Here is a 26165-nt window from a genome sequence, read left to right as displayed (position 1 = left end):
GATTTTTTTATTGGAATTGTGAAAGGCGAGAAAAAAAGTTTTTCACAAAGTCTAAGAAAATGATTTCTGATGGTGCAATTTCTCGATTTACGGGTGAAATAATACCAACAGTTCTAGGGATTGTAGGAGATTCAATAGGAACCTTAATGGTAAAGCGAGCTGCTGAATCATAAAGAGAACTTTCTGGTAATAGACTAACACCTATGCCAGCGGCGACTAAGCCCTTTAGTGCATCCAAATCTTCTCCCTCTGAAATGACATTTGGTAAAAAGCCTGCAGCTCTACAAGCATCCATCGCTACCTTATGCAAAATGTAACCATCTGGAAATAATACGAATAAATCATTTTTCAACTCTGCAAGCTGTATGCTTTCTCTTTTAGCTAATGGATGATTGGCTGGTAGGAGTGCGGCAATATTTTCAGTAAACAGAATGGTTGATTGAATGGATTCGTCCTTCGGGGGCAGGGGTCCCAAAAAGGCGAGGTTCAACTCCCGATTTTTAACTGCATCAATCAAAAATCGATAAGACCCTTGACGGAGTTGAAATTGTAAATCAGGATATTCGCGTTTAAAGGCTGAAATAACGGTTGGCAGAACATAGCTAGCTAAACTTGTTGGAAAGCCGATTTTAATTGAGCCCTTTGCAGGATCAAGATATTCTTCTACTTGCTTTGCTGCAAAATCGATGGCCTTTAATGCCGTAATGGTATGCTCAAGAAATGTCTTCCCTATTGGTGTTAATTTGACATTTCGTCCCACTCGTTCAAATAACGGAGTACCTAACTCATCCTCAAGATTTGCGATTTGCCGACTAATGGCAGATTGGGCTACATGAAGATGCTCAGCAGCCTCTGAAATATGCTCACGTTCAGCAACCTCTACAAAATAGCGTAATTGACGTAACTCCACTAACATTTCACCTCTATTAATCTAAAAATAAGATTGATTATACCTTAATTATATATTATTTAAGATGAAAAATGACTGTTTATGTCAAAATAAAAATTATAAGCTGTTAGATATTTGAGAGTTCGCTATTGTAAGATGAGGAGGAGGTGGGATTCATGATAAAAAAAAGTTTAAGTTGGTTATTTATTTTATTAGCCATCACGATGCTAACTTATTTAATTTTTAACGATCAAGATACAAGCAATACTAAGTTACAGGCGGTGGATGGTCAATTAGATTTATCAGAAATAACAAAAGAGGAAGAGATTGTAGCATTGTCTGGAGAATGGCGTTTTATAGGCCATAAATTTCTTGAACCTGCTAATTTTCCTGATCATGCTCCAATTGAAAAGGTTCCTGGACCATGGCAGGCCGATGCAGAGTATGGTACTTATCAACTTAAAATTAAGCTACCACCTCATTTCAAAAAAATAGGTATTCGGGTACGAAATATTTGGTCATCTCATCGACTTTTTATAAATAATGAGATCGCTGCCTCCTATGGTAAACTTGCTACTGCTCGTGAAGCATCGAAACCAAGTAATCCTGTTTATGAAGTGTATTTTTCACCTTCTTCAGATTCGGTGATCCTAACAATACAAGTTGCAGATTTTCATAATGCAAGGCATGGCATTATATTTCCTATAGATATAGGAGATGCGGATGCTCTTGCAAAAGATGTCATTCAAGATGTGTACTTAGAAAAAACAACGATTATCATGTTATTAATATTTTCAATCTTTCATTTTAGTTTGTATTTATTAAGAATAAGAGACAAAGCGTTTTTTTATAGTGCAATGTATTTTTTTACGTTGGCAATTTTGGTATGTACAAGAGGCGAACGAACTCTTTATAGAGAGTTTCCTACTATAGAATTTGAATTTTATTTTCGTTTGCAAGATTTTATAACCTATATAAATGCAGTGATGCTATTCCTGTTCTTTGCCTATACGGTAACAGCTATGATGAAGCGTAGGACAGCTTTATTATTTGTGTCACCACTATTATTATATGGCGTTGGAACACTGCTTTTACCAGCAAGATCCTTATCGGAGCTACAATATATATTTTTTACCTATATAAATTTCCTAGCATTTTTTATAATAGGACGATTATTGTATTTGATCATGAAGAAAAGTGCTCATGTTCCGAAAAATGAACTGATAATATTAAGTGCAACAATTATATCTCTATTAATTTTTAGCATAAGTGGAACATTTGATCAGCTTTTTTTCTCTGGGCGAAATGTTTTTAATCGTATTGGTCTGCTATTCTTTGTAGTATGTATGAATATTTATTTGGCAATGCGACTAATTAATCGAACAAGAGACGCTGAATTATATAGCCAACGTCTGGAAAAGGCGACAATCGGTAAGGATTCCTTTTTAGAAGTGACAACAAATGAATTAGAACAACCTCTTTATCATGCATTAAATATTACAAAATCCTTATCAACTCAATCTATGACGGATAAGCAACAACTACTAGAACAACAATTAGAACGTTTATTATATCTAGTAAATGACTTAAAAGATTTCACTAGAATAAGGTTTCAGGATTTTAAAATAGATGTACACCCAGTTAATATTCAAATGATTATTCAGCATGTATTAATTATGCACGAAAAGAAAATAAAAAAAACGCATATTCGTTTATACAAGCACACCAATCCAAAATTATTAGTTCAAGCTGATGAGCAACGTCTAGGTCAAATCTTATACAGGGTACTTGAAACAGCTATTGCTCATGCTGGGAATGGGGATATGATTCTAACTGTTTTACATCTTGATACAGACGTAAGAATCTTGGTAGAAGGAGCTGGCCCTGAGCCTATACAGCAAAAAGCAGCAGATGAGACTGGACAGTCGATAGGGAAAGCCATCATTGAGCAGATGGGTGGTACATATTCGGTAGATTTATTACAAAATGGCATTCGATTTATCATCACCTTGCCATTCGGGGGCTATGAGCAAGTGCTAAAAGACAATGAGATGATTATCATTATGAATGATCAGCCACTGTTCAATGAAAATTTGCCAAGATTACTCATAGTTGAGGATGATGTCATTCATGCAGAGGTTTTACAATCGTTACTACAAAGCCACTACGCTATAGAGGTAGTGCATTGTCCTGAGGAGGCACTCAACGTTATTCAGCAAAAAAGACCTGATTTTTTATTGATAGATGAAGTGATGCCTGGAATGGGAGGCATTGCCCTAACCAAATATATACGTCAGTATTATAGCTATATAGATTTACCGATTATGATGTTAGTAGCCAATGAATATCCAACGAATATTTCACTTATCCTGGAATCAGGGGCCAATGATTATATCCGTAAGCCAGCTACAAAAGAAATGTTACTTTCACGTTTATCGGCTATAGCATTAACGAAAGAGGCTATGGGCAAAGCGATACAGCATGAAATGGCTTTTCTACAGGCACAAATCAATCCTCATTTTTTATACAATGCACTCAGCAGTATTATTTCGTTTTGTTATACAGACGGAGAGCGAGCAGGGCATTTATTAACGATGCTTTCTACCTATTTACGTTATATATTAGAATCAGGTAAGGATGGGCAACGCGCAACGTTAGAGAAAGAGCTTGAAATTATACGTGCCTATGTAGAGATTGAACAAGCACGCTTTGGTGATAAGTTAACGGTTATTTTGACAATAGAAAATACATTAGATGCTGAAAAGATAGAAATCCCAAGTTTACTGATACAGCCTTTAGTTGAAAATGCAATTCGTCATGGGATTTTTGAAAAGGATGGAAATGGGACAGTCTTTATTGAAATTAAAAGGCAGCAAAATAATTTAAGCATTCAGGTGAGGGATGATGGCGTTGGTATGACTGAGGAACAGGTAAAAGCTTTAAACAATGGAGAAAATATATTTTCAAATGGCATCGGATTTACCAATGTTCTACGTCGAGTAAAAGAAATGCCGAGTGCTACTCTTTCTATTACTTCTAAGAAAGATGAAGGTACAACAATGGTATTCATACAACCTTTAAAGGAGCTTCAACATGTGGAAAATTATTATGGTAGAGGATGAACAGCCAATTTTAGATTTGCACAAACTATTACTTGAAAAAGAGGGGCTTTTTCAAGTTATTGCCACCTTTACATCACCTTTAGAAGCAATAACTCAAATTTTGTCCATTAAGGGTGAATATGATGCGCTAATTTTAGATATTGAAATGCCAAAGATGAATGGATTAGAGCTTGCAGCTATTTTAGTAGAAGAAGGCATTGATGTCCCTATTATTTTTTCAACAGCCTATGCAAAATATGCTGTAGATGCATTTCGAGTCCAAGCACTAGACTATGTATTAAAGCCCATGACACCAGGTATAGTACTACAAGTAAATGAAAGACTTACAAAATATTATGGGCGTCAAACACAGCGAAACACTACAAAATTGGAAGTTAGTTTAAAAGGTGAGGTTGGAACAAGGATACATGACAAAGCTATTAAATGGCGAACAAAGGTTACGGAGGAGCTTTTTTATTATTTATTAGTCCATGAAGGAATCGTAGTATCGAAGTATCGTATTTTAGATGATATTTGGCCTAATATAGATGAGAAAAAAGCGTTAGCGAATCTTTATAATACGATTTACCGTCTACGTCAGCTTTTTATAGAGCTAGGTTTACCTATTCAAATAGAACGCGTGAATGAAGGCTATGAGCTGAAGACAAATGATGCAATTGTCATCACTTCTACCTCAGAGTCAGATGCTTTTTTACTGGAATCAAAAGGATATTTATGGTCATATCATCTAAATTAATGGAGAAATGGCAGAAATGTTGGATACAATCTATGTTTCTGTCTTTTCATTTGCCTAAAATTACTTTCTTTTGAGGAGACAATCCATTAATTTTTATAGCAAAATTTCTTTCTTCCAATATGAACTTAAATTGATTCCATTTTAATGAAATAGGTTATAGTATAGATATGTTGTTTATGCTAATTTGTCACAAAACCGCTACAATTAGCACTTTTCTCGAGGTTTTCACTATGTAGCTAGATGAAATCAATTCTCAATTATGTAGATTTTATTGAAAATGAAGAAAGTCTATTCTCATTGTTTAGGTGAAGTAGCAATAATCTGAAAATGCTTACAAAGTCTTTATTTTTAAAGATTTTATTTAAGGAATGGGAAAGTAATTGAAATGGTTTGCATAGAGAACGATTTTCAGTTAAGATTAGAATGATGATAATTAAGGAATGGTTGACCCATTCACTGAACACTATGGAGGTATTTTCATGTCAACTTTAGTTATTAAAGATCTTCACGTTGCTATCGACGGAAAAGAGATTTTAAAAGGCGTAAATCTTACAATTAATACAAACGAAATTCACGCAATTATGGGACCAAACGGAACTGGTAAATCAACACTAGCTTCTGCTATTATGGGTCATCCAAAATATGAAGTAACTTCAGGTACTGTTGAGTTAGATGGCGAAGATGTGCTTGAAATGGAAGTAGACGAGCGTGCTCAAGCTGGTTTATTCCTAGCAATGCAATATCCATCTGAAATTGCTGGTGTTACAAATGCTGATTTCTTACGTTCAGCAATTAACGCGCGTCGTGAAGAAGGCGATGAAATTTCATTAATGAAATTTATCCGCGAATTAGATAAAAACATGGAATTCCTTGAAATGAACGAAGATATGGCTCAACGTTATTTAAATGAAGGTTTCTCTGGCGGGGAGAAAAAACGTAATGAGATTCTTCAATTAATGATGATCAAACCAACATTTGCAATCTTAGATGAAATTGACTCTGGTCTTGATATCGATGCATTGAAAGTTGTCTCAAAAGGCATCAACGCAATGCGCGGTGAAGGCTTTGGCTGCTTAATGATTACACACTATCAACGCCTATTAAACTACATTACACCAGACCATGTACACGTAATGATGCAAGGACGTGTTGTAAAATCAGGTGGTGCAGAGCTTGCACAACGCTTAGAAGCAGAAGGTTATGACTGGATTAAAAAAGAATTAGGAATCGAAGAAGAAACAGAAGAACAAGAAGCATAAGAAGGAGGACGAACTAGCATGACAGTGGAACTTAACTTGCCTGTAACAGTACAGGACGTGCGCTCGTTCTCAGAAGCAAATGGTGAACCTACTTGGTTTACAGAACTTCGCGCGGCAGCACTAGACAAAGTAGCTGGTTTAGATTTGCCAAAACCAGATAGAACGAATATTACAAAATGGGATTTCATGAACTTCCCAGTGTTTGCAGTTCATAGTGAGGCATTCCCTTCATTGGATGCTCTACCTGAAGAAGCAAAAGGTTTAATTGACCTTGAAGCACAAGAAAACCTATATATTCAACGTAATAATACACCAGCATATATTAAGGCATCACAAGAACTTGCTGATAAAGGTGTTATTTTTACTGATATTTTCACAGCAGTTCGTGAGCATGGCGAACTTGTACAAAAATACTTTATGACAGAAGCTGTTAAAGTAGATGAGCATAAGTTAACAGCACTTCATACAGCACTTGTTAATGGTGGAGTGTTTGTATACGTACCAAAAAACGTGATCATTGAGCAACCACTTCAAGTTGTTTTCCTTAATGACAATGCGGAAGCTTCATTATATAACCATGTTTTAGTAGTAGCAGAAGCGAATTCAGCAGTAACATATGTGGAAACTTATGTTTCAACAGTTGAAGAGGCAAAAGGGCAAGCGAATATTATTGCGGAAGTCGTTGTTCAAGATAATGCACAGGTGACATATGGTGCAGTAGATGTCCTTGCAAAAGGATTTACGACATATGTTAATCGTCGTGCACGTTTAGCGCGTGACGCAAAAGTTGACTGGGCTCTTGGTCTAATGAATGATTCTGATACAATCTCTGAAAACATTACGCATTTGATTGGTGACGGTTCTCATGCAGATACAAAAACAGTCGTAGTTGGTCGTGGAGAACAAAAACTTAACTTCACTACTGAGGTTCGTCACTGGGGTAAAAACTCAAACGGGCATATCTTAAAGCATGGTGTAATGAAAGATGCAGCTCAGTCAATCTTTAACGGTATTGGCTATATCGAGCATGGTGCGACAAAAGCCGATGCACAACAAGAATCACGTGTATTAATGCTGTCAGAAAAAGCTCGTGGGGATGCAAACCCAATTTTATTAATTGACGAAGATGATGTAACAGCAGGACACGCAGCATCTGTTGGTCGAGTAGATCCATTACAGCTTTATTATTTAATGAGCCGTGGTATCTCGAAAGCAGAAGCAGAGCGCCTTGTTATCCATGGATTCCTTGCGCCAGTTGTTACGCAATTACCAATTGAAGGCGTTCAAAAGCAACTGACGGAGGTTATTGAAAGGAAAGTTCGCTAATGATGAATAAAGACATTAAAAGCTATTTCCCAATTTTAAATCAGGATGTAAATGGTCATAGACTTGTATATCTTGATAGTGCAGCGACGTCTCAGAAGCCTGTTCAAGTGATTGAAGCGATTAAAGCTTATTATGAATTTGATAATTCCAATGTTCACCGTGGCGTGCATACACTAGGAAACCGTGCAACAGATAAATATGAAGGTGCTCGTGAAAAGGTTCGTAAGTTTATTAATGCGCAATCAACACAGGAAATTATTTTTACGCGTGGTACAACAACCGCTTTAAATACAGTTGCGACAAGTTATGGTCGTGCAAATGTTGTTGAGGGTGATGAAATTGTCATTACTCATATGGAGCATCATTCCAATATTATTCCTTGGCAACAATTAGCCAAAGAAAAAAATGCAACTTTAAAATACATTGAGCTTGAAGCAGACGGCACTCTTAGCCTAGAGAAAGTACGTGCGACAGTCACACCTAAAACAAAAATTGTTTCGGTGTCTATGGCATCAAACGTACTTGGAACAATAAATCCAATTAAAGAAATTGCTCAAATTGCACATGCTAATGGTGCTGTCATGGTAGCCGATGGTGCACAAGCTGCGCCACATATGAAAATTGATGTGCAAGATTTGGATGTAGATTTCTTAGGTTTCTCAGGGCATAAAATGTGCGGACCAACTGGAATAGGTGTACTATATGGTAAAAAGGAACACCTTGAAAAGATGGAGCCAATTGAGTTTGGTGGCGAAATGATTGATTTTGTTGGGCTTTATGAGTCAACGTGGAAGGAATTACCGTGGAAATTTGAAGGTGGAACGCCTATTATTGCAGGTGCAATAGGTTTAGGAGCCGCTATTGATTTCTTAACTGATATCGGGTTAGATAACATTCTAGAGCATGAGCATAAGCTTGCAGGCTACGCAATGGATCAACTTGAAACAATTGACGGTTTGAAAATTTTTGGCCCACGTGACCCTATGAAGCGTTGTGGATTAGTAACATTTAATCTAGATGATGTACATCCACATGATGTGGCAACGGTGCTTGACATGAATGGTATTGCTGTTCGTGCAGGACATCATTGTGCACAGCCACTAATGAAATGTCTTCAGCAAGTAGCGACAGCACGAGCAAGCTTCTATCTGTACAATACAGAGGAGGATATTGACCGTTTAGTTGCAGGGTTACGTTCTGCGAAGGAGTATTTTGGCGATGTCTTTTAATAATTTAGATCAACTATATCGTTCAGTCATTATGGATCACTATAAGAATCCTCGTAATAAAGGATCTTTAGATGAGAATGCTGTAACGATCGATATGAATAATCCGACTTGTGGCGACCGTATTCACTTAACATTGAAAGTGACAGACGGTGTTGTAGAGGATGCAAAATTTGATGGTGAAGGCTGTTCTATTTCTATGTCCTCTGCATCAATGATGACACAGCTCATCAAAGGAAAAAAAGTAGAGGAAGCTATTGAGCTTTCTGATATTTTTTCTAAAATGATGATGGGTGAGGAGTACAGCGATAAATATGACCTTGAGGATGTTGAGGCACTGCAAGGTGTTTCACAATTCCCAGCACGAATTAAGTGTGCAACATTGGCTTGGAAAGCAATGGAAAAAGGTGTGAAATAAATTTTACTTCCTTGTTCTTGAGTGAAAGCTACTATGCCTTCACTCAAAGCAAGGGATGATTACCTAGAAAAATACATCTCAATGAACGGAGGAGAAACGATGGCTAAAAAAATGCCTGATATCGGCGATTACAAATACGGTTTCCATGACAAGGACGTATCAATTTTCCGTTCAAAACGCGGTTTAACTGAAGAAATCGTCCGTGAAATTTCAAATATGAAACAAGAGCCAGAATGGATGCTAGAATACCGTTTAAAAGCTCTTGAAACATTTTATACAAAACCGATGCCACAATGGGGTGGCGATCTTGGAGATTTAGATTTTGATGAAATTACGTACTATGTAAAACCATCAGAAGCTACTCAAAAATCATGGGATGAAGTACCTGATGAAATCAAAGCAACTTTTGATAAATTAGGTATCCCAGAAGCTGAACAAAAATATCTTGCAGGTGTATCTGCACAATATGAGTCTGAGGTAGTTTATCACAACATGAAAAAAGACCTTGAAGATCTTGGTATTGTGTTCAAAGATACTGACTCTGCTCTACGTGAAAACGAAGATATTTTCAAACAATATTGGGGCAAAGTGATTCCTTACACAGACAATAAATTTGCTGCTTTAAACTCAGCAGTATGGTCAGGTGGATCGTTTATTTATGTGCCACCAGGTGTTAAAGTAGAAACACCGTTACAAGCTTACTTCCGTATTAACTCAGAAAATATGGGTCAATTCGAACGTACACTTATTATTGTTGATGAAGGCGCTCACGTACACTATGTTGAAGGTTGTACAGCTCCTGTTTACACAACAAACTCTTTACACTCAGCAGTTGTAGAAATTGTTGTTCGTAAAGATGCCTATTGCCGTTATACAACAATTCAAAACTGGGCGAACAATGTTTACAATCTTGTAACGAAACGTACAGTTGTAGAAGAAAACGGTACAATGGAATGGATTGATGGTAACATCGGTTCTAAATTAACAATGAAATACCCAGCATGTATCCTAAAAGGTGAAGGTGCTCGTGGTATGACATTATCGATTGCATTAGCAGGTAAAGGACAACACCAACATGCTGGCGCTAAAATGATCCATATGGCACCAAACACATCTTCAACAATCGTTTCTAAATCGATTGCTAAACAAGGTGGTAAGGTAACGTATATGGGACAAGTTCGTTTCGGTCCTAAAGCAAGTGGTGCACGTGCTAACATCGAATGTGATACGCTGATTATGGATAATCAATCGACTTCTGATACAATTCCTTATAACGAGATCTTTAATGATAATGTATCTTTAGAGCACGAAGCAAAAGTTTCAAAAGTATCTGAAGAACAATTATTCTATTTAATGTCTCGCGGAATTTCCGAAGAAGAAGCAACAGAAATGATCGTAATGGGCTTCATCGAGCCATTCACAAAAGAACTACCAATGGAATACGCAGTAGAAATGAACCGTCTGATTAAATTCGAGATGGAGGGCAGTATCGGGTAATACACCTGAAATGCTTGATATATAAGGATTTTAGAGGCGTTAGAAAAACAATCAAAATCTGCCGTGCCGAAAACGTGCCGATTCAGATTTTATCATTTGTGTAGGAGGCGAACTTTTTTAGTTCGTCTTCTTCTATTTTCTCAGAAATATCTAAGTAAGTATCAGAAGTTGTTTTAATTGTTTTATGCCCTAATCGGTTAGAAACAAATTTTATACTAGCCCCCGATTTTAAAAGCAACACTGTATGTGTGTGTCTGAAACAATGAGTACCTTTATAATCTACACCAGCTTTTTTACAATACTTCTCTATACTTTCTCGAACCGTAGAAGGTGTTAAATAATTTCCAAGATAGTTTTGAAAAATGATATTACCATTATTTTCATTTGAATTTGTTTAGCCATTGCTTTCTTCTTACCAAAGCCAGTGAATTTAATTGTTTCTGCTATTGTATCCATGTCATGCACCCCTTACAGATATTTGTAATCTTATTTTATAGAAATATTACCAATAATACATATAAAAAAAGCCACTCAGTTGAGCGGCCTATACCTATTTTTCATTTAAAGCTGGGTGTTCATTATAATTAGTAACTACATCTGGGAAGCTTTCTGTTAAAAAATTATCCCAATTTATTTTATCTAGTGTTGCTTTATCTATACTAAACTTCATTACTGCGGAATCTTTCTCTTTACCGTAATTGTCAATAAGAGGTAGCTGCCAATCGACATTTATTTGTTTAATATTATCAACTTTTGAAAGTGGTTCTAAAATTTTTATAGAATCCATCCACATACCACGTTTCATCATATCTAATGTGAAATTATCCGAAGCATTTAAAGTTAGATTTAAACCACTATCGGTTGCTTCTACTTTTTCTATTACTTTTTTCTGCGAGTTATTATTTTTTCCTAGTTTATCAGTAATGATTTTTTCGACTTCTTCTGTTGAAACTTTACTAATTATTTGGGCAATGTTTTCATCAATTTTCTCTTTTTCTTCTTTAGTTAATTCTTTTTTGGGTTCTAATAAGCCAGTTTCAATAAGTGTCTCTAATTTTCCATCTTTAAAAACAAGTGATACAGAAGATTCTTTATCTATCCCATTTTCTCCGTCATAGTCTAAAAACAATCGTAAGTCTTCATTTTCTTTTGCTTCTGGATTTTTTGATTTGCCACCTACTATTTCTTCTACTTCATCTAAACTCATACCTTGTTCCAACTTTTTAAATTCGTCTGGGGTTATTGTAGCAATGTTTTCATCACCGCATGCAGCAAGTAATAATACTGATAATGACCCTATGTATAGTAATTGTTTCATTATACATTCCTCCCTCCATAATTACATTTTAGGGAATTTATTGGTGAAAGTACATAAAAAACAGACAACCAATATTAGTTATCTGTGTCCTTGTCTATATGCTGCAGTAAGTCACCTAAGTTCTTTACATCCAATGTAATCGTGATTTTTTCTAACGCATCCTTTGGATACATCCAGGAGCCTGTCATTTGAAAGCTGCCACTATTGCTGCAGCATTGGAGATCAGCACAAAGACAGTTTATCGTAGCGTTAAAAGTTAGAGAAATTAGGCATCATCTAAAAAGTACCAATAATGAGATTAAACGGTAATAAAGGGGCTAGTATTTATCGCATTTTACCTTATGTCCCATCGAGTGTGTCCCAACGAGAGACAGACGATAAAGTTAAATTGTGACTAGGGGTTTTTTGTGTTTTTATGTTGCGAATAAAAATGGAGAGAAATAGTACTGGATTTTTTTAAGATTACATACTAAAATGATAATGAGAATCAATATCAATTAAGAAGGGGTTGATAAATCTAGAAGATGTTCAATACTTCAATAAGCCAGATGAGATAGTTAATCATCTTCAAAGGAGAATAGGTAAATGAAAAAGAAGTTTTTATTTATTAGTTTCATAGCATTATTTATGCTCATTCTCGCCGCATGTGGAGAGAAGAAGGCAGTAGAAGAGGAATATTCCACTGATACACCAAAAGAAGAAGAAGTGACACAAACAAAAGAAGAATCAACAAATGAAAATGGCACAAGAACGATTGAATATCTTGGTGAAAGCTATGAAGTGCCAGAAAAAGTTGAAAGAATTGTTGTAACAGGAGCTATGGAAGCAATGGAGGATATGGTGGTGCTGGATGTTCACCCAGTTGGAGCTATTGCTATTGGTGGCAAGTTCCCTGAGCTCTATGCTTCTGTAACAGACAAAGCAGAATCTATTGGTGAGAAGATTAAACCAAACTTTGAAAAAATATTAGAATTAAATCCAGATGTCATTTTAGGGTCCACAAAGTTCCCAGAAGAGGTACAAAGTAAATTAGAGAAAATTGCACCTACAATTTTAGTTTCACATATTTCGACGAACTGGGAATCTAATTTGAATTTACTAGCAGAACTAACTGGTAAGCAAGCAGATGCTGAGAAGATCTTATCTACATATAAAGCTGATATTGAAGCTGCTAAGTCCACGTTAACTGAAAAACTACAAGATCAAAAAGTAGCGGCTATTCGTATTCGTGGAGGACAAGCGTATGTTTATCCAAAAGAAGTATTTTTAAATGCAGTTCTATATGGCGAGCTTGGTTTAGCAGTACCTAATGAAGTTGCTAAAGCTAAATCTCAAGAGGCCATTTCTGTAGAACAGCTTGCAGATATGAATCCTGATTATTTATTTGTGCAGTTTTCAACAGATGAAAATGCGGACGCGCCGAATGCTTTAGAAGACTTTAAAAAGAATCCAATCATCCAAAATATTACTGCATTTAAAAATGACCGAGTATTTGTTAATGTACTAGATCCACTAATGGAAGGTGGCCCTGCATATAGCCGAATTAAGTTTTTAGAGGCTATTCAGCAAAATCTTGTGAAATAAACGTCGCCTGTTATAGTAGCATGAGTTCAATGGAATATGGACTCATGCTTTTTCTTTGGCATAATTAAGTGATAAAAGAAGGTATATTTTTTACATGATGTTTATTTGTAGTGACATACTGTGTGCTATGATTATGTACATAGAGGAGGATGTCACATGATTGTAGTAGGATTAACTGGTTGGGGCGATCACCCTTCACTTTATAGTGGAGTGACTACTTCAAAGGATAAATTATTTGATTACACAGGTCATTTTTTAACGGTTGAAGTAGATACTTCTTTTTATGCCATACCAGCCAAAGAGCATGTTCGGAAATGGTGTGAGGATACACCTGAAAACTTCCGTTTTGTTGTGAAAGCTTACCAAGGAATGACGGGTCATTTACGTGGAGAGATTCCCTTTGAATCAAAAAATGATATGTTCAATGCATTTATTGAATGTGCCAATGAATTTAAACGTTACGGAAAGCTAGCCATGGTATTAGCACAATTTCCACCATGGTTTGATTGCCAAGGAAAAAATGTGCAATATTTATTGTATATCCGACAGCAGTTAAAGGATTTTGAAGTAGCGATTGAATTTCGAAATCAAACATGGTATGCAGAAAATGTTGTCAAGCAGACGATAGATTTCTTACGAGAACATCAATTTATCCATACGATTTGTGATGAACCACAGGCTGGTGTAGGATCTGTTCCTTTCTACCCTGTAGTGACTGCAAATAAAGCGTTGATTCGTCTCCATGGTCGCAATATACATGGATGGCGGAACACAGGAAATGCAGAAAATTGGCGTAAAGTTCGCTTCTTATATGATTATAATAAAGAAGAATTACAGCAGCTTGGGGATAGCATGAAAAAGCTTGAACCAGAGGTCAATGAACTCTTCGTTTTATTTAATAATAATTCTGGTAATCATGCAGCGAAAAACGCAAAGGAGCTACAAGGTATGTTGAATATTAACGATGTCGGGTTGGCACCTAAACAATTAAACATGTTTGAAGGGGAACTATAATGGAGTTTATTTTATTAGTCATCATTGCCTTGCTTGCTGGTCTAATTGGCTCATTAGTTGGGCTAGGTGGTGGTGTAGTATTAGTACCAGCAACATTATACATCGGCTTAAATTTAGGAATGATCCCAGATATTACACCACAAAAAGTAGTCGGTTTATCAGTGGTGATGATGATTTTCACGGGACTTGCCTCCACGCTAAGCTATATGAAATCTAAAACGGTGGATTATAAAAGTGGTTTTATATTCTTTATTGGAAGTATTCCAGGAACAATCCTTGGCGCATGGGTCAATAAAGGATTAGATTTACCATCCTTTAATTTATATTTCGGTATTTTACTTATTATTTTATCGATTATTTTGCTTGTGAGAGACAAACTGAAGCCTGTAAAATGGTTTGTAAAAAATGGTATGCAGCAAGAGTTTACTGACTCTGAGGGAAAAACCTATGTATATGGCTATCCCATTTGGTTTGCTATTACATTAACATTTGGTATTGGCTTTGCTTCTGGTTTATTTGGAATAGGTGGCGGCTCCATGATCGTGCCAGCAATGATTATTTTATTCTTATTCCCCCCACATGTCGCGGTGGCAACATCGATGTTTATGGTATTTTTAACGTCCATTGTTAATTCTGCAAGCCATGTTTATTTCGGTCATGTACCCTGGCTTTATACTATTCCAGTTATTCCTGGGGCTTATGTTGGAGCAAAGCTGGGTGCTGCGTTAAATAAGAGGATTAAATCCGATACACTTGTACTAGCTTTAAGGATTATTCTATTATTACTAGGAATTCGATCTATTATAGAAGGCATATTAGCTTAATTTGAAGTGAGGTGGCTTTAATGCTTGAAAAGATCCATATTTTTCACACAAATGATTTGCATAGTCATTTTAAGTATTGGCCACGAATGCAAAGCTATGTGAAAGAAATGCGCAATAAATTAGGGAATATCGGGGAAACAAGCTATTTGTTTGATGTTGGAGATCATTTAGATCGTTCCAACATTTATACAGAAGCAACAGTTGGGAAAGGTAATGTGCGATTGCTAAATGAGGCGGGTTACGATGTGGTGACAATCGGCAACAATGAAGGTATTACATTATCCCATGAAGAGCTCTTCCACTTATATGACAATGCTAATTTTGATGTTGTGGTTGCAAATGTATATGCCTCCCACGGGAAGAAGCCAGCATGGATGAAGCCTTATGTAATCTTAACAACAGCAATGGGTACGAAGATTGGCGTCATTGCAGCCACGGCCATGTTTGAAGTATATTATGAAGAATTAAATTGGCATATGGACGACGCTAGAAGTACACTGCTACGTTTAGCGCATCAACTACGTGAAGAAGTAGACATTGTTGTATGCTTATCCCATTTAGGCATTACAGAGGATGAGCTCTTAGCGGATGAGTGTCCAGAAATTGATGTTATATTCGGCTCTCATACTCATCATGTCCTACCAGAGGGCAAAGTGATTAATGGGGTTTTACTGACAGGTGGAGGTAAGTTTGGCCAATATACTGGACATCTTATCATAGAATATGATAAAAAATTGAGGAAAATTGTTGAAAAAAAGGATACTTTAATTCATAATAAGGATTTGCCAATTGTTAAAAATGAACAGAAAGTGGTACAGTTTTTGGAGGATGAAGGAAACAGAATATTGGATACTCCAGTTTTTACAACAAAGAAAGCCTACAACAAGGAATGGTTCCATTATTCACAGCTATCTGATTTATTTGCACATGCAATTTTGGAAAAAAGCGGAGCGGACTGTGCATTATTCAATGCAGGGATATTTTTAGATGGTCTTCCTAAGGGAATAGTGACTGCCTTAGATTTGCACCGAATTTTTCCACATCCAATTAATTTATGTACAATTGAATTATCCGTCGCTGAAATGAAAGAAATTTATATGCAATCTAAAAATGAAGAATGGCCCTATATCGAACTAAAAGGACTAGGGTTTAGAGGCGTCATTTTTGGAAAAATATTGACATATGGATTTTCCATGAATGAAAATCGGCAATTATTAATTAATGGTAAGCTAGCAGATCAAAATCACATTTATAAACTGGTCACATTGGATCTGTTTACATTTGGTTATTTTTATCCAAGTTTTAAATATGCAAAAAAACAATATATTTTACCTGAATTTTTACGAAACATTATGATAGATTATGGTCAAAGATTCTTTAAACAATAGAGAGAGTTTAAAGAATGGAATGGGGAAGAAGTCATGCGATTAATTTCAATCGATGTATTAAAAGAAGGAATGGTATTAGGAAGAACCATTTGGAATGAGGCAGGTCATCCGCTTTTAAAGAAAGATGTTGTCATTAATGACCGTATTATTCAAAGACTTCAACAGTTAAATACACATTATTTATATATTGACGATGAGATTTCTGAGGGAATAGAAGTAGAAGAGACCGTTCCACCTGCTATGCGAAATAAAGTCATCAAAACTATAAAGGATTCGTTCCAGTCCATTGATGGTTTGAATCCAGTAAATGCTTCTTATATATTAGATCAGCAATCAAAGACAATTGTTTCGATCGTAGATGAATTACTTTCTGCAGTTACTGGAAATAATGAAATTCTAACCATTTTAACAGATGCTTATTTATTTGATGAATATTTATATCAACACTCTTTCCAAGTGACATTGTATTCTATTGCCATTGCCAAAGAACTTGGCTACTCTGCTGAGGATTTACGTTTGATCGGGATAGGTGCATTATTACACGATGTCGGTAAACTAATGGTACCGAAAGATATTTTAACAAAGCCAGGACGTTTAACGAATGATGAGTTTGAAATGATGAAGATGCATGCTCGTTACGGTTTTGATTTATTACGGAATTTACATTCAATCTCTCTGCTTGTGGCGCACTGTGCTTTCCAACACCATGAACGTATTGATGGAAGTGGCTATCCAAGAGGACTTGTTGACTTTGAAATTCATCCATTTGCCAAGATAATTGGTGTTGCAGATGTTTTTGATGCGGTGACAACGAATCGTGTATACCGGGAGAAGATGCTCCCTTCACAAGGACTAGCTATTGTTGAAGCTGGCTCGGGCACTCTTTATGATGCTCGAATTGTAAAAGCTTTAAAAAGAGCTGTTGTTCATTATCCAAATGGTGTTATTTTAAAATTATCAGATGGACGCCGTGGGATTGTATCTAGACAAAACACGTTGGATGCGGCATTACCATGGATTCGTATTTTTGAAGAACAAGATCAATTGCTGGCAGCTACATATGAAATTAATTTAGTGGATTATCCTGATGTAACAATTGAAAATGTTGAGACGGATTATGTGGTTCCCGCAAAAGTAGAATAAATTACTCCTCCTGTTCATACGTTATGGAACAGGAGGAGATTTTTTTGTTTTTCCCTCGAAAAAGAATGAAATTACGCTCATATGGTAGAAGGGGAATGCGTCTTAATAAATTAACGATTTTAATTGTTAGTATGGTTGTTTGCCTTATATTATTTATTTATTATTTAAATGAACGGCTCATGCCAACCTATTTGCAATATGCGGAAGTGCAAACTACGAAGATTGCCTCATATGTTGTGAGTAAAGCCATTAATTCACGTACCTCTAATGTATTAGATGTAAATGATATCATTGAAGATATTCCTCCAGGTACGTCTGAAATGATGACGACTAAGTTTAATACAGAAATCATTAATCGTGTTCGAGCAGAGACATTAGAGCTTGTTAAAATGTATTTGGAGCAAGCTGAACAGGGAGAGCTATCCCATTTACCTGAATTAGATAATGTTGAATATGATATTAACAGGATCCAAGATGGTGATGGCATTGTCTTTTTTGTACCGCTTGGTCAAGCAGCCAATATTCCCTTGCTTGGAAATTTGGGGCCAAAGATCCCAATTCGCTTCCATGTGATTGGGAATGTTCATAGTAATGTGACATCCTCTATTCAAGAATTTGGAATCAATAGTGCTTATGTGGAGGTAGGTATTCATTTAGAGGTAAATGTTCAGATTATTGTTCCTTTCGCTAGTAAATCTTCTACCGTTGCACAGGATATACCTGTAGCGATGGGCCTAACAAGGGGACCTGTTCCAAACATTTATACCAATAGTAGTGACGCGCCACAACCGTCCATAGAAATACCTGTCCCTTATAAATAGAAATGTTTGTTGTGATAGTTGTTGGAGTGCCTTTAATATGTTACATTGACAACAGTGAAGATAGTTAATATTAAAAAATGTATATTTTTGATAGGGGCGATATTCGTATGACATCTTGTAAACCTACAAGTAAAGAAGAACATGTAAGAAAACCAGATTGGCTAAAAATAAAACTAAACACGAATGATGAATATAAAGGGCTTAAAAAGCTGATGCGTGAGAAAAATCTGCATACAGTATGTGAAGAAGCTCGTTGTCCAAACATCCATGAATGCTGGGGAGAGAGACGTACTGCTACCATGATGATTCTTGGTTCCGTTTGTACACGTGCTTGTCGTTTCTGTGCAGTGAAAACAGGTTTACCAAATGAACTAGATTTGGCAGAACCAGAGCGCGTTGCAGATTCAGTAGCTATTATGAATTTAAAGCACGTTGTTATTACAATGGTCGCACGTGACGATTTAAAGGATGGCGGAGCGCAAGTTTTAGCAGAAACAGTACGTGCAATTCGTCGTAAAAGTCCTTTCACATCTGTTGAGGTATTGCCATCAGATTTAGGCGGGATGAAGGAGAACCTTCAAATGTTAATGGATGCAAAACCAGATATTTTAAATCATAATATTGAAACAGTACGCCGTTTAACACCAAGAGTGCGCGCTCGTGCAAAATACGAACGCTCTTTAGAGTTCCTGCGTTTAGCTAAAGAGATGCAGCCTGAAATTCCAACGAAATCATCACTAATGATTGGATTAGGCGAAACACATGAAGAAATTTTAGAAGTCATGGACGATTTACGTGCAAATAATGTAGATATTATGACGATCGGTCAATATTTACAGCCAACGAAAAAGCATTTACCAGTTAAAAAATACTATTCACCAATAGAATTTGGTAAACTGCGTAAGATTGCCATGGAGAAAGGCTTTAAGCATTGTGAGGCTGGCCCACTTGTACGTAGTAGTTATCATGCAGACGAACAAGTAAATGCTGCAACGAAAGAACGTCAATTACAAGCGGAAGTGTAAACGTCAAGGCTGAACGAAAAGGGTGGTGTCACTTTGATCATAGTTGAAGGATTAGAATATGAACTAATAGAAGATTATCGCGAGGCCTTTCAGGAGGAAGTTTTTCAGGAAAGATACTCAGATATCTTAGCCAGATACGATTATATTGTAGGTGATTGGGGCTATAACCAGTTACGTTTAAAGGGGTTTTTTGATGATAAAAATCAAAAATCCACTTTTGATACAAAAATAAGTACGCTTCAAGATTATCTATACGAATACTGTAATTTTGGCTGTGCTTATTTCGTATTACGTAAATTGGGGAAAGTTATGAAACAGCCAGAAGTAGTGGATATGAGTGAAGTAACAAAGCCAACAGACCATGAACCTTTAGCAGAATAAACTCTTATACAAAAACCTGATGTGATAGGCATCAGGTTTTTTTTCATGATTGTTAGCTTTTGTGTAATTGGGGAAAACTAAAGCAAAAAACAGCTTATCGAAGGTGTGTTGCAAATGAAAAGAGCCGTATTTTTAGATCGTGATGGTGTTATCAATGAAGTACTGACCAATCGTGTGAAGTTTGTGAATAAACCTAAGGATTTGTACTTTTTACCGCAAGTGCCTGAGGCAATCAGAAAGCTAAATAAGCATTTTGATTATGTGTTTGTCGTGACAAATCAAGGTGGGGTTGGTTTAGGCTTTATGAAGGAAAGTGGCTTACAGAAAATACATGAACATATGGTGAAGGAGCTAAAGAAAAAAGGGGCAGTGATCCATGAAGTCGTTTATTGTCCGCACAAACCTAAGTCAGGTTGTGCCTGCCGCAAGCCCAATAGCAAATTAATTGTGGATTTAGGAAAGAAATATAACATTGATTTATCAAAATCCTATATGGTTGGCGATACAGATACGGATATTATTGCAGGAAAACGGGCAGGAACAAAGGGTGTTTTCCTAGGAGAACAAGATCCATTAGCAGATGCTGTCTTTCCAGATTTAATAAGCGCTGCCCAGTGGATTATTAAGGATGTCACAGCTTAAATGTATTGAGAAAAAGGGCGTATAAATCATTAAAAAAGGGATAATTTATGAATGGAGGTGATGATGTTGGCAAAAGAAAAACGCAATAAAAAGCCATTAGATCGAGAGGAATATGGGTATGGTTTTGATATTAGTGTAGACGATTTAGCTGTGATTGGTCAAAATCAGCAAGCGAAAAAGCAAAATGATAATGAAAATAAAGACAAGCCCCATAATAAAGATAATCCATCCACTTTAAATAAATAACAATACGTAAAAAGATTTCGCAATCGCTCAGGGTTAGCGAAATTTTTTTATGTTATATAAAAAAACACCCAATAAAATGGGTGTTAGTTCAATAATTCACGCAAGTATTCCCGTAATTCGATTGTTTCTTCCTCTGTGCGATTGTACACATGTTCTAAGTAACCAGGCTCTTCTACATCATCAGGACCAATAATAGCAAAGCGACCGAACTGGATATCCATGACAAGCACTTTTCCAAAGAAGCGGCCAGATTGTAATATAGCTAAATCATAACGTAGCTTTTGTCCAGCAAAACTAACAAATCTTGTTTTCGTATCTTCTACATCATCATATAAAAAAAAACGTTCCATCTTTTAATCTCCTTCCAATCCTATAGTTATGGTACTATAGAAGAGAAAAGACTATCAACTTTTAAAGATTTGAATGGGGGCTTTCCTTGTGTATTTTGTAGATCGTAATAAAATCACAAAAAATTTACAGTACTTAGATGGGCTATTAACTATTTTGGAGACAGAGGATAACTGGCTTCAGAATGATATAAAGAAATTAGCTATCGAGCGAATTGGACACAACATTATGGAGTCAATGATGGATGTAGGAAATTTAATGATTGACGGTTTCATTATGCGCGATCCAGGAAGCTACGAGGATATTATTGATATTTTAGTCGATGAAAAAGTTGTAGCTGCTGATTTGGAAGCACCATACAAAGCAGTTGTTGGCTTACGTAAAATGCTTGTGCGTGAGTTTATAGAGGTAGATATCCAAGAGGTTATCCATGTATTAACAGCCAATCTAATGGCTTTAAAGCAGTTCTCGCCAGCAGTTCATAATTATTTAACAAATGAATTAGGACCTGTTTCAGCATTTTTGCCAGAGGATCATCAATGAAACAATATAAGGCCTATTGCTTTGATTTAGATGGTACTGTCTACCGTGGGAAGGAAGGTATTCCTTCTGCGGTAGCTTTTATTCATCGTTTACAGCAAGCAGGAATTGAGCCATTCTATGTAACGAATAATTCTTCGAAGACGCGAGAACAACTGCAAGAAGCTTTACTGTCTATTGGCGTGAACGCGCCATTAGAGCATATTTATTCAAGTGCATTGGTCACAGCAAAGTATGTGGCCCTACATTTTCCAAGCAAAAAGGTAGCGATGATGGGTACAGATGGTATTCGTCAGGCACTACTCAATGAAAATATTGTGCCTGTTGAGGATGAGCCCGATGTATTTGTTATGGGGATTGATCGTACGCTTGATTATATGGCACTTGCTAGGGCAACGGTTTTTGTTCAGCAAGGAGCGACCTTTATTGCCACGAATCAGGATATTAAATTCCCAACAGAATATGGGTTCTTACCAGGCAATGGTTCTTTTGCACGCTTGGTAGGAGAAGTTGCAGATGTTGAACCAATCTATATTGGTAAGCCATCGCCAGCCATGCTGGAAGTAATTGCGACCGAACATGGAATTGCGAAAGAAGACATGGTAATGATCGGTGATAATTATGATACGGACATTATGTGTGGCATTCGATTTGGCTGTGACACCATTCATGTGAATACTGGGGTGACGCCTACAAAGACTGTCCTCGAAAAAGAATGCCAACCTACATATGTAGTGGACGTACTAAAGTAATAAAAGGATGTTTATGCTAATTTTCAGCATAACATCCTTTTTATTTGTTCAAATTTATTCATATAGGTATTTTAGAAAACTACCATAAAGGATTTTCTTCAATAAATTGATAAATGGCTTTCGTTAATTCATCAGGAGAATCTGCTTCTACTAATTCACCGTTTACTATTGCATAAAAGGATTCTGAGCACTTTGTACAATAACTGAGGCAGCCATATTCCAAAACGTCGATGTTTGGATCGCGTTCGAGTACTTCATAAGTTGCTTGAGAGCCATTTGCTAAATTACTTATACAAAATTCAACCATTGGATTCATCCATGTCACCTCACCAAAGTAATGCTACTCGGTTTTACGATTTTCGTCAATTATTTATGTTTAAGAGAAAAGAAACGTTTTTTAATAAAAGATAAAGGGAATTTGTTATTAATGGCTTAAAAATCAATAGAAATGAACAGGTTCTCGTTTATTTTGTGAAATCTTTCACAAAATTTCATTCTGATATTGTGAAACTTCTCACAATCGGTTATACTCGTTTGTGGATACTTTGTGAACAATTATTAAAAGAGATATAAAAGGAGACTATTATGGGAAAATTAGTACTTTTAGGTGGCGGCTACGGCAATATGCGTGTCATGCTTCGTCTATTAAACAGCCTACCATTAGACAGAGAGGTAGTTATAGTAGATAGAGCCCCTTTCCATAGTTTAAAAACAGAGTTTTATGCATTGGCGGCAGGGACAGCAACAGATAAAGAAATTCGTGTAAGCTTCCCAGAGCATGAACGTTTAACAGCCGTATATGGAGAAGTCGTTGAAATTAATCGTGCGGAAAAAGTAGTCATTCTTGAAGACGGACAACGTATAGAATATGATGATTTAGTCATTGGGCTTGGCTGTGAAGATAAATATCATGGTGTACCAGGTGCGGAAGAGTATACGTACAGCATTCAAACAATGGGTAAATCACGTGCAACATTCCAAGCACTTTGTGGGTTACCAGCTGGGTCTACAGTTGGAATTATAGGGGCTGGCCTAAGTGGAATTGAGCTTGCAAGTGAGCTACGTGAAAGTCGCTCAGATTTAAAAATCAAGCTATTTGACCGTGGTCAACGTATATTGAAAGATTTTCCAGAGAAACTCAGTAAGTATGTAAAGGATTGGTTTGTTAAGCATAATGTTGATGTGGTTGCCAATTCAAATATTACAAGAGTAGAGCCAGGTAAAATTTTTAATCATGATGATGAAATTTTACTTGATGCAGTGGTTTGGACTGCGGGGGTTCAGCCAGTCAAAATTGTGCGTGATATGGATGTTGAGAAAGATAAACATGACCGTCCACTTGTCACACAGTATTTTAATTTACTCGATGATGAACATGTCTATGTTGTAGGAGATTGTGCTTCATCAGATTTAGCCCCAACAGCACAATTAGCAGAGGAACAAGCGGAGCAAATTGTGAAAGTACTTCGTATGCGTTGGAAAGGTGAACATTTACCAGAGAAGATGCCAGATATTAAATTAAAAGGCTTCATGGGGGCTCTTGGTAAAAAACAAGGCTTTGTATACTTAGCTGATACAACAGTAACTGGGCGTATCGCTCGCTTAATGAAATCAGGATTATTATGGTATTACAAACGTCAAAATGATTAATTAGCTGAAAGGGATTGTTTCAAAATTCATTTTGAAACAATCCCTTTATTTTTATTAAACCGTTTCGTCTGGGACAAACCCTAAATTTTCAAGGGCCGTAAATACAGGCTTTAGTTGGACATAGCCCTCTCCAACTACCTCATTGTTAATGAGGACAAGGGGGTAGAAAAATTCATCGTCTTGAATACGTGACGCATACTCTTGGTCGCGTTCATTCTCAATTGGACCTTCAATATCGATATAGCGAATATCATATGCTTGATCTGGATATTTGCGATTGATGGCTGCTTGTAGCCACTCATATGTATCCTTGGAAGATGGGGCATTGACACAACTAGCACAGATGACAGCTGTTCCATAAATTTCAATCATAGGTTTTGTTGATGGCATAGTATTTTCTCTCCTTGTGATTCAATATTGGATTTTTTCTGTTGCTAACATTATAATCATTATAAGGAAAGGAGTCGAGATAAATGGCAGAAGCAACAATTAACGACCAAGTTCAAGAGGTATTAGATAAATTACGTCCATTCTTACTACGTGACGGTGGAGACTGTGAATTAGTAGATGTTGAGGATGGCGTTGTGAAATTACGTTTATTAGGTGCTTGTGGCAGTTGCCCAAGTTCTACGATTACATTAAAAGCTGGTATTGAACGAGCATTATTAGAAGAAGTACCAGGTATCGTGGAAGTAGAGCAAGTATTCTAAGCCTTTTTAAAAAGTTCTAGCTGTTTGCAAGCTAGAACTTTTTTATTTACCTATTTATGACGCGCATGTTCTTTTTCTTCACGAATAATGGCCCACTGTTCTTTCGCCATATCTATAATTTTTGCCTCACCACCGACACTTTGTTTTTCAATGACTCTAGAAAAGAAGCGTGTCGCATTTTCAATATCTCCAATACGTCTAGATAATTCAGCAATCATATACATAATTCGGACAGCTGACATTTGTGTAGAGCTGTAGTCCTCGGTAGAATAAGATTCCATATAATAATCACGTGCTAATTTCATAAAGCGCTCTTCTTGTCCACTATTGTTTAAGGAACGATAAAGCCATGCAAGACGTAAAGTTAGTCCAGCAATCGCTACATTTTTTTCTTTTTTAATCGTGCCACAAAGAAACGCTAACTTATAGGCTTGAATCGCTTGAAATACGGTACGTTCACCCTTGAAATCATGATGCACCCATTTTTCTGTAATTTGTGTACGTATATCATCTTGGATACCCGGTGCAAAATATTTTGTAAAGTCTTCTGTAAAGGAAAAGCCACAATGCTCACATACAAAAACATTATAATAGAGAGCATTCACTTCATCTGCATAAATAGGTTGAAAATCTGTTTCCGTATGATCTACTTTAATAAATTTTGAACGCACTTTTAATGTTGGAAATTCTTTTTTGCAATTTAAACATTGAATTTTTTTCTCATAATATGGTGAAATCTCCATATATATTACCCCCTGCCAAGAATTCGTTGTAACTATTATACCAATGATGTTTTTATTAACATGAATAAAAAATACTATTAATGTGAAAAATATGAGAATTATAACTTATAATCGACTTGAAGCTGAATGTTTGTCATACAATGGTCAAAATTGTTATGATAATACGTAAGAAGGAAGGTGATTGGGATGACAAGTACAAAGCAAATTATAGAAGTGACACAGGCTGCTGGCTTTCATATTAATGAAATGATGGAGCATAATGAAGAACAAGGTTCTTTTTTACGTGTAGTGGTGAATGGTGGCGGCTGTAGCGGGCTATCCTATGGCATGCATTTTGATAAAGAGAAAAAAGATGATGATTTTGAAGATGTTCAGCATGGTTTAACAATTCTTGTTTCCCGTGAAGATGCGCCGATTTTGATGGGAACAAAAATTGACTATAAACAATCGCTAATGGGCGGTGGCTTCACAATCGATAATCCAAATGCCATTGCATCATGTGGCTGTGGTACGTCTTTCAGAACAGCAAAGCGTGAAGGTACGCCTGAGGTTTGTGAGTAAAA

The 26165-nt window shown here is 36.4% G+C and carries 30 protein-coding genes; 22 read left to right on the top strand and 8 right to left on the bottom strand.

Features of this window, described 5'->3' with window-relative positions; genetic code table 11:
- Nucleotides 1-7: 7 nt before the first annotated feature.
- On the bottom strand, nt 8-910 hold the full coding sequence (locus NYE73_RS19485) for a LysR family transcriptional regulator (protein WP_048394390.1): 903 nt from the start codon (nt 908-910) through the stop codon (nt 8-10).
- A 155-nt stretch (nt 911-1065) separates the two neighbouring features.
- Between NYE73_RS19485 and NYE73_RS19480 the strand changes: the two genes are divergently transcribed.
- The 7 genes from NYE73_RS19480 (at nt 1066) to sufB (ending at nt 10473) form a co-directional block, all read left to right on the top strand.
- Nucleotides 1066-4011: a histidine kinase gene (locus NYE73_RS19480; protein WP_259949623.1), complete on the top strand. Its 2946-nt coding sequence runs from the start codon at nt 1066-1068 to the stop codon at nt 4009-4011.
- Nucleotides 3983-4747 (top strand): response regulator, encoded by a 765-nt coding sequence (locus tag NYE73_RS19475; RefSeq protein WP_259949621.1) that lies wholly within the window; start codon nt 3983-3985, stop codon nt 4745-4747. The genes NYE73_RS19480 and NYE73_RS19475 overlap by 29 nt, the downstream gene beginning before the upstream one ends.
- Before the next feature lie 479 nt (nt 4748-5226).
- Nucleotides 5227-6006 carry a Fe-S cluster assembly ATPase SufC gene (gene sufC / locus NYE73_RS19470; RefSeq protein WP_016994918.1) on the top strand — a complete coding sequence of 260 codons (780 nt, stop codon included), beginning with the start codon at nt 5227-5229 and terminating at the stop codon, nt 6004-6006.
- Between the two features lie 18 nt (nt 6007-6024).
- Complete coding sequence (gene sufD / locus NYE73_RS19465; RefSeq protein ID WP_103118723.1) at nt 6025-7332, top strand: Fe-S cluster assembly protein SufD; 1308 nt, start codon at nt 6025-6027, stop codon at nt 7330-7332.
- Nucleotides 7332-8561 (top strand): cysteine desulfurase, encoded by a 1230-nt coding sequence (locus NYE73_RS19460; protein ID WP_048394396.1) that lies wholly within the window; start codon nt 7332-7334, stop codon nt 8559-8561. Before sufD ends, NYE73_RS19460 begins: the two co-directional genes overlap by 1 nt.
- Nucleotides 8551-8976, top strand: coding sequence for a Fe-S cluster assembly sulfur transfer protein SufU (sufU, locus tag NYE73_RS19455; protein ID WP_016993621.1), 426 nt, complete (start codon nt 8551-8553; stop codon nt 8974-8976). Before NYE73_RS19460 ends, sufU begins: the two co-directional genes overlap by 11 nt.
- 99 nt (nt 8977-9075) lie before the next feature.
- On the top strand, nt 9076-10473 hold the full coding sequence (sufB, locus tag NYE73_RS19450) for a Fe-S cluster assembly protein SufB (RefSeq protein WP_016993620.1): 1398 nt from the start codon (nt 9076-9078) through the stop codon (nt 10471-10473).
- Between the two features lie 82 nt (nt 10474-10555).
- Here sufB and NYE73_RS19445 read toward each other — a convergent pair whose 3' ends face one another.
- The 3 genes from NYE73_RS19445 to NYE73_RS19435 all read right to left on the bottom strand — a co-directional run bounded on the left by NYE73_RS19445 (nt 10556) and on the right by NYE73_RS19435 (nt 11791).
- Nucleotides 10556-10837: a tyrosine-type recombinase/integrase gene (locus tag NYE73_RS19445; protein WP_233732843.1), complete on the bottom strand. Its 282-nt coding sequence runs from the start codon at nt 10835-10837 to the stop codon at nt 10556-10558.
- The gene (locus NYE73_RS19440) at nt 10807-10929 is read right to left on the bottom strand and encodes a hypothetical protein (RefSeq protein ID WP_255409625.1); all 123 of its coding nucleotides are present in this window, start codon (nt 10927-10929) and stop codon (nt 10807-10809) included. The genes NYE73_RS19445 and NYE73_RS19440 overlap by 31 nt, the downstream gene beginning before the upstream one ends.
- 94 nt (nt 10930-11023) lie before the next feature.
- A complete protein-coding gene (locus NYE73_RS19435; RefSeq protein WP_066038196.1) occupies nt 11024-11791 on the bottom strand; it encodes a hypothetical protein in 768 nt (255 codons plus the stop codon).
- 585 nt (nt 11792-12376) lie between these two features.
- On the opposite strand from NYE73_RS19435, the gene NYE73_RS19430 reads away from it, so the two are divergent.
- From NYE73_RS19430 to NYE73_RS19385, 10 genes are all read left to right on the top strand, one after another.
- Nucleotides 12377-13375 (top strand): ABC transporter substrate-binding protein, encoded by a 999-nt coding sequence (locus tag NYE73_RS19430; protein ID WP_259949611.1) that lies wholly within the window; start codon nt 12377-12379, stop codon nt 13373-13375.
- A gap of 156 nt (nt 13376-13531) precedes the next feature.
- Nucleotides 13532-14389: a DUF72 domain-containing protein gene (locus NYE73_RS19425; protein WP_054549447.1), complete on the top strand. Its 858-nt coding sequence runs from the start codon at nt 13532-13534 to the stop codon at nt 14387-14389.
- Nucleotides 14389-15213, top strand: a complete 825-nt coding sequence (locus NYE73_RS19420; protein WP_054549446.1) for a sulfite exporter TauE/SafE family protein — start codon at nt 14389-14391, stop codon at nt 15211-15213. The genes NYE73_RS19425 and NYE73_RS19420 overlap by 1 nt, the downstream gene beginning before the upstream one ends.
- A gap of 20 nt (nt 15214-15233) precedes the next feature.
- A complete protein-coding gene (locus tag NYE73_RS19415; RefSeq protein WP_048394403.1) occupies nt 15234-16601 on the top strand; it encodes a bifunctional metallophosphatase/5'-nucleotidase in 1368 nt (455 codons plus the stop codon).
- 33 nt (nt 16602-16634) lie between these two features.
- Entirely contained in the window at nt 16635-17744 is a 1110-nt protein-coding gene (locus tag NYE73_RS19410; protein ID WP_066038192.1) for an HD-GYP domain-containing protein, read from the top strand.
- A 23-nt stretch (nt 17745-17767) separates the two neighbouring features.
- Nucleotides 17768-18565, top strand: a complete 798-nt coding sequence (gene yunB / locus NYE73_RS19405) for a sporulation protein YunB (protein ID WP_048394406.1) — start codon at nt 17768-17770, stop codon at nt 18563-18565.
- A 107-nt stretch (nt 18566-18672) separates the two neighbouring features.
- A complete protein-coding gene (lipA, locus tag NYE73_RS19400; RefSeq protein WP_004228269.1) occupies nt 18673-19590 on the top strand; it encodes a lipoyl synthase in 918 nt (305 codons plus the stop codon).
- Nucleotides 19591-19623: 33 nt separating this feature from the next.
- A complete protein-coding gene (locus NYE73_RS19395; RefSeq protein WP_004228271.1) occupies nt 19624-19971 on the top strand; it encodes a YutD family protein in 348 nt (115 codons plus the stop codon).
- Between the two features lie 114 nt (nt 19972-20085).
- The gene (locus NYE73_RS19390; protein WP_054549444.1) at nt 20086-20613 is read left to right on the top strand and encodes a D-glycero-alpha-D-manno-heptose-1,7-bisphosphate 7-phosphatase; all 528 of its coding nucleotides are present in this window, start codon (nt 20086-20088) and stop codon (nt 20611-20613) included.
- Between the two features lie 51 nt (nt 20614-20664).
- Nucleotides 20665-20859, top strand: coding sequence for a hypothetical protein (locus NYE73_RS19385; protein ID WP_175400780.1), 195 nt, complete (start codon nt 20665-20667; stop codon nt 20857-20859).
- A gap of 83 nt (nt 20860-20942) precedes the next feature.
- On the opposite strand, the gene NYE73_RS19380 is transcribed toward NYE73_RS19385, so the two are convergent.
- A complete protein-coding gene (locus NYE73_RS19380; RefSeq protein WP_009371988.1) occupies nt 20943-21209 on the bottom strand; it encodes a DUF3055 domain-containing protein in 267 nt (88 codons plus the stop codon).
- 88 nt (nt 21210-21297) lie between these two features.
- Between NYE73_RS19380 and NYE73_RS19375 the strand changes: the two genes are divergently transcribed.
- Nucleotides 21298-21750 carry a DUF86 domain-containing protein gene (locus NYE73_RS19375; RefSeq protein ID WP_048394413.1) on the top strand — a complete coding sequence of 151 codons (453 nt, stop codon included), beginning with the start codon at nt 21298-21300 and terminating at the stop codon, nt 21748-21750.
- Nucleotides 21747-22499: a TIGR01457 family HAD-type hydrolase gene (locus NYE73_RS19370; protein ID WP_048394415.1), complete on the top strand. Its 753-nt coding sequence runs from the start codon at nt 21747-21749 to the stop codon at nt 22497-22499. Before NYE73_RS19375 ends, NYE73_RS19370 begins: the two co-directional genes overlap by 4 nt.
- Nucleotides 22500-22578: 79 nt before the next feature.
- Here NYE73_RS19370 and NYE73_RS19365 read toward each other — a convergent pair whose 3' ends face one another.
- Nucleotides 22579-22815, bottom strand: a complete 237-nt coding sequence (locus NYE73_RS19365) for a YuzB family protein (RefSeq protein WP_004228286.1) — start codon at nt 22813-22815, stop codon at nt 22579-22581.
- 269 nt (nt 22816-23084) lie between these two features.
- Here NYE73_RS19365 and NYE73_RS19360 point away from each other — a divergent pair, with 269 nt between their 5' ends.
- A complete protein-coding gene (locus NYE73_RS19360) occupies nt 23085-24149 on the top strand; it encodes an NAD(P)/FAD-dependent oxidoreductase (RefSeq protein WP_004228288.1) in 1065 nt (354 codons plus the stop codon).
- A gap of 54 nt (nt 24150-24203) precedes the next feature.
- Here the strand turns inward: NYE73_RS19360 and NYE73_RS19355 are convergent, their stop codons facing one another.
- On the bottom strand, nt 24204-24539 hold the full coding sequence (locus tag NYE73_RS19355) for a YuzD family protein (protein ID WP_054549443.1): 336 nt from the start codon (nt 24537-24539) through the stop codon (nt 24204-24206).
- Nucleotides 24540-24622: 83 nt separating this feature from the next.
- Between NYE73_RS19355 and NYE73_RS19350 the strand changes: the two genes are divergently transcribed.
- Complete coding sequence (locus NYE73_RS19350) at nt 24623-24859, top strand: NifU family protein (protein WP_004228295.1); 237 nt, start codon at nt 24623-24625, stop codon at nt 24857-24859.
- A 50-nt stretch (nt 24860-24909) separates the two neighbouring features.
- Here the strand turns inward: NYE73_RS19350 and NYE73_RS19345 are convergent, their stop codons facing one another.
- Nucleotides 24910-25602 carry a DUF2225 domain-containing protein gene (locus tag NYE73_RS19345; RefSeq protein WP_048394419.1) on the bottom strand — a complete coding sequence of 231 codons (693 nt, stop codon included), beginning with the start codon at nt 25600-25602 and terminating at the stop codon, nt 24910-24912.
- A 186-nt stretch (nt 25603-25788) separates the two neighbouring features.
- Here NYE73_RS19345 and NYE73_RS19340 point away from each other — a divergent pair, with 186 nt between their 5' ends.
- Nucleotides 25789-26163: a HesB/IscA family protein gene (locus tag NYE73_RS19340; protein WP_048394421.1), complete on the top strand. Its 375-nt coding sequence runs from the start codon at nt 25789-25791 to the stop codon at nt 26161-26163.
- Nucleotides 26164-26165: the final 2 nt, after the last annotated feature.

The sequence above is a fragment of the Lysinibacillus sp. FSL K6-0102 genome, assembly GCF_038003545.1.
GTDB classification, from domain to species: Bacteria; Bacillota; Bacilli; order Bacillales_A; family Planococcaceae; genus Lysinibacillus; species Lysinibacillus capsici.
This window is presented reverse-complemented; position numbering and strand designations above follow the sequence as displayed.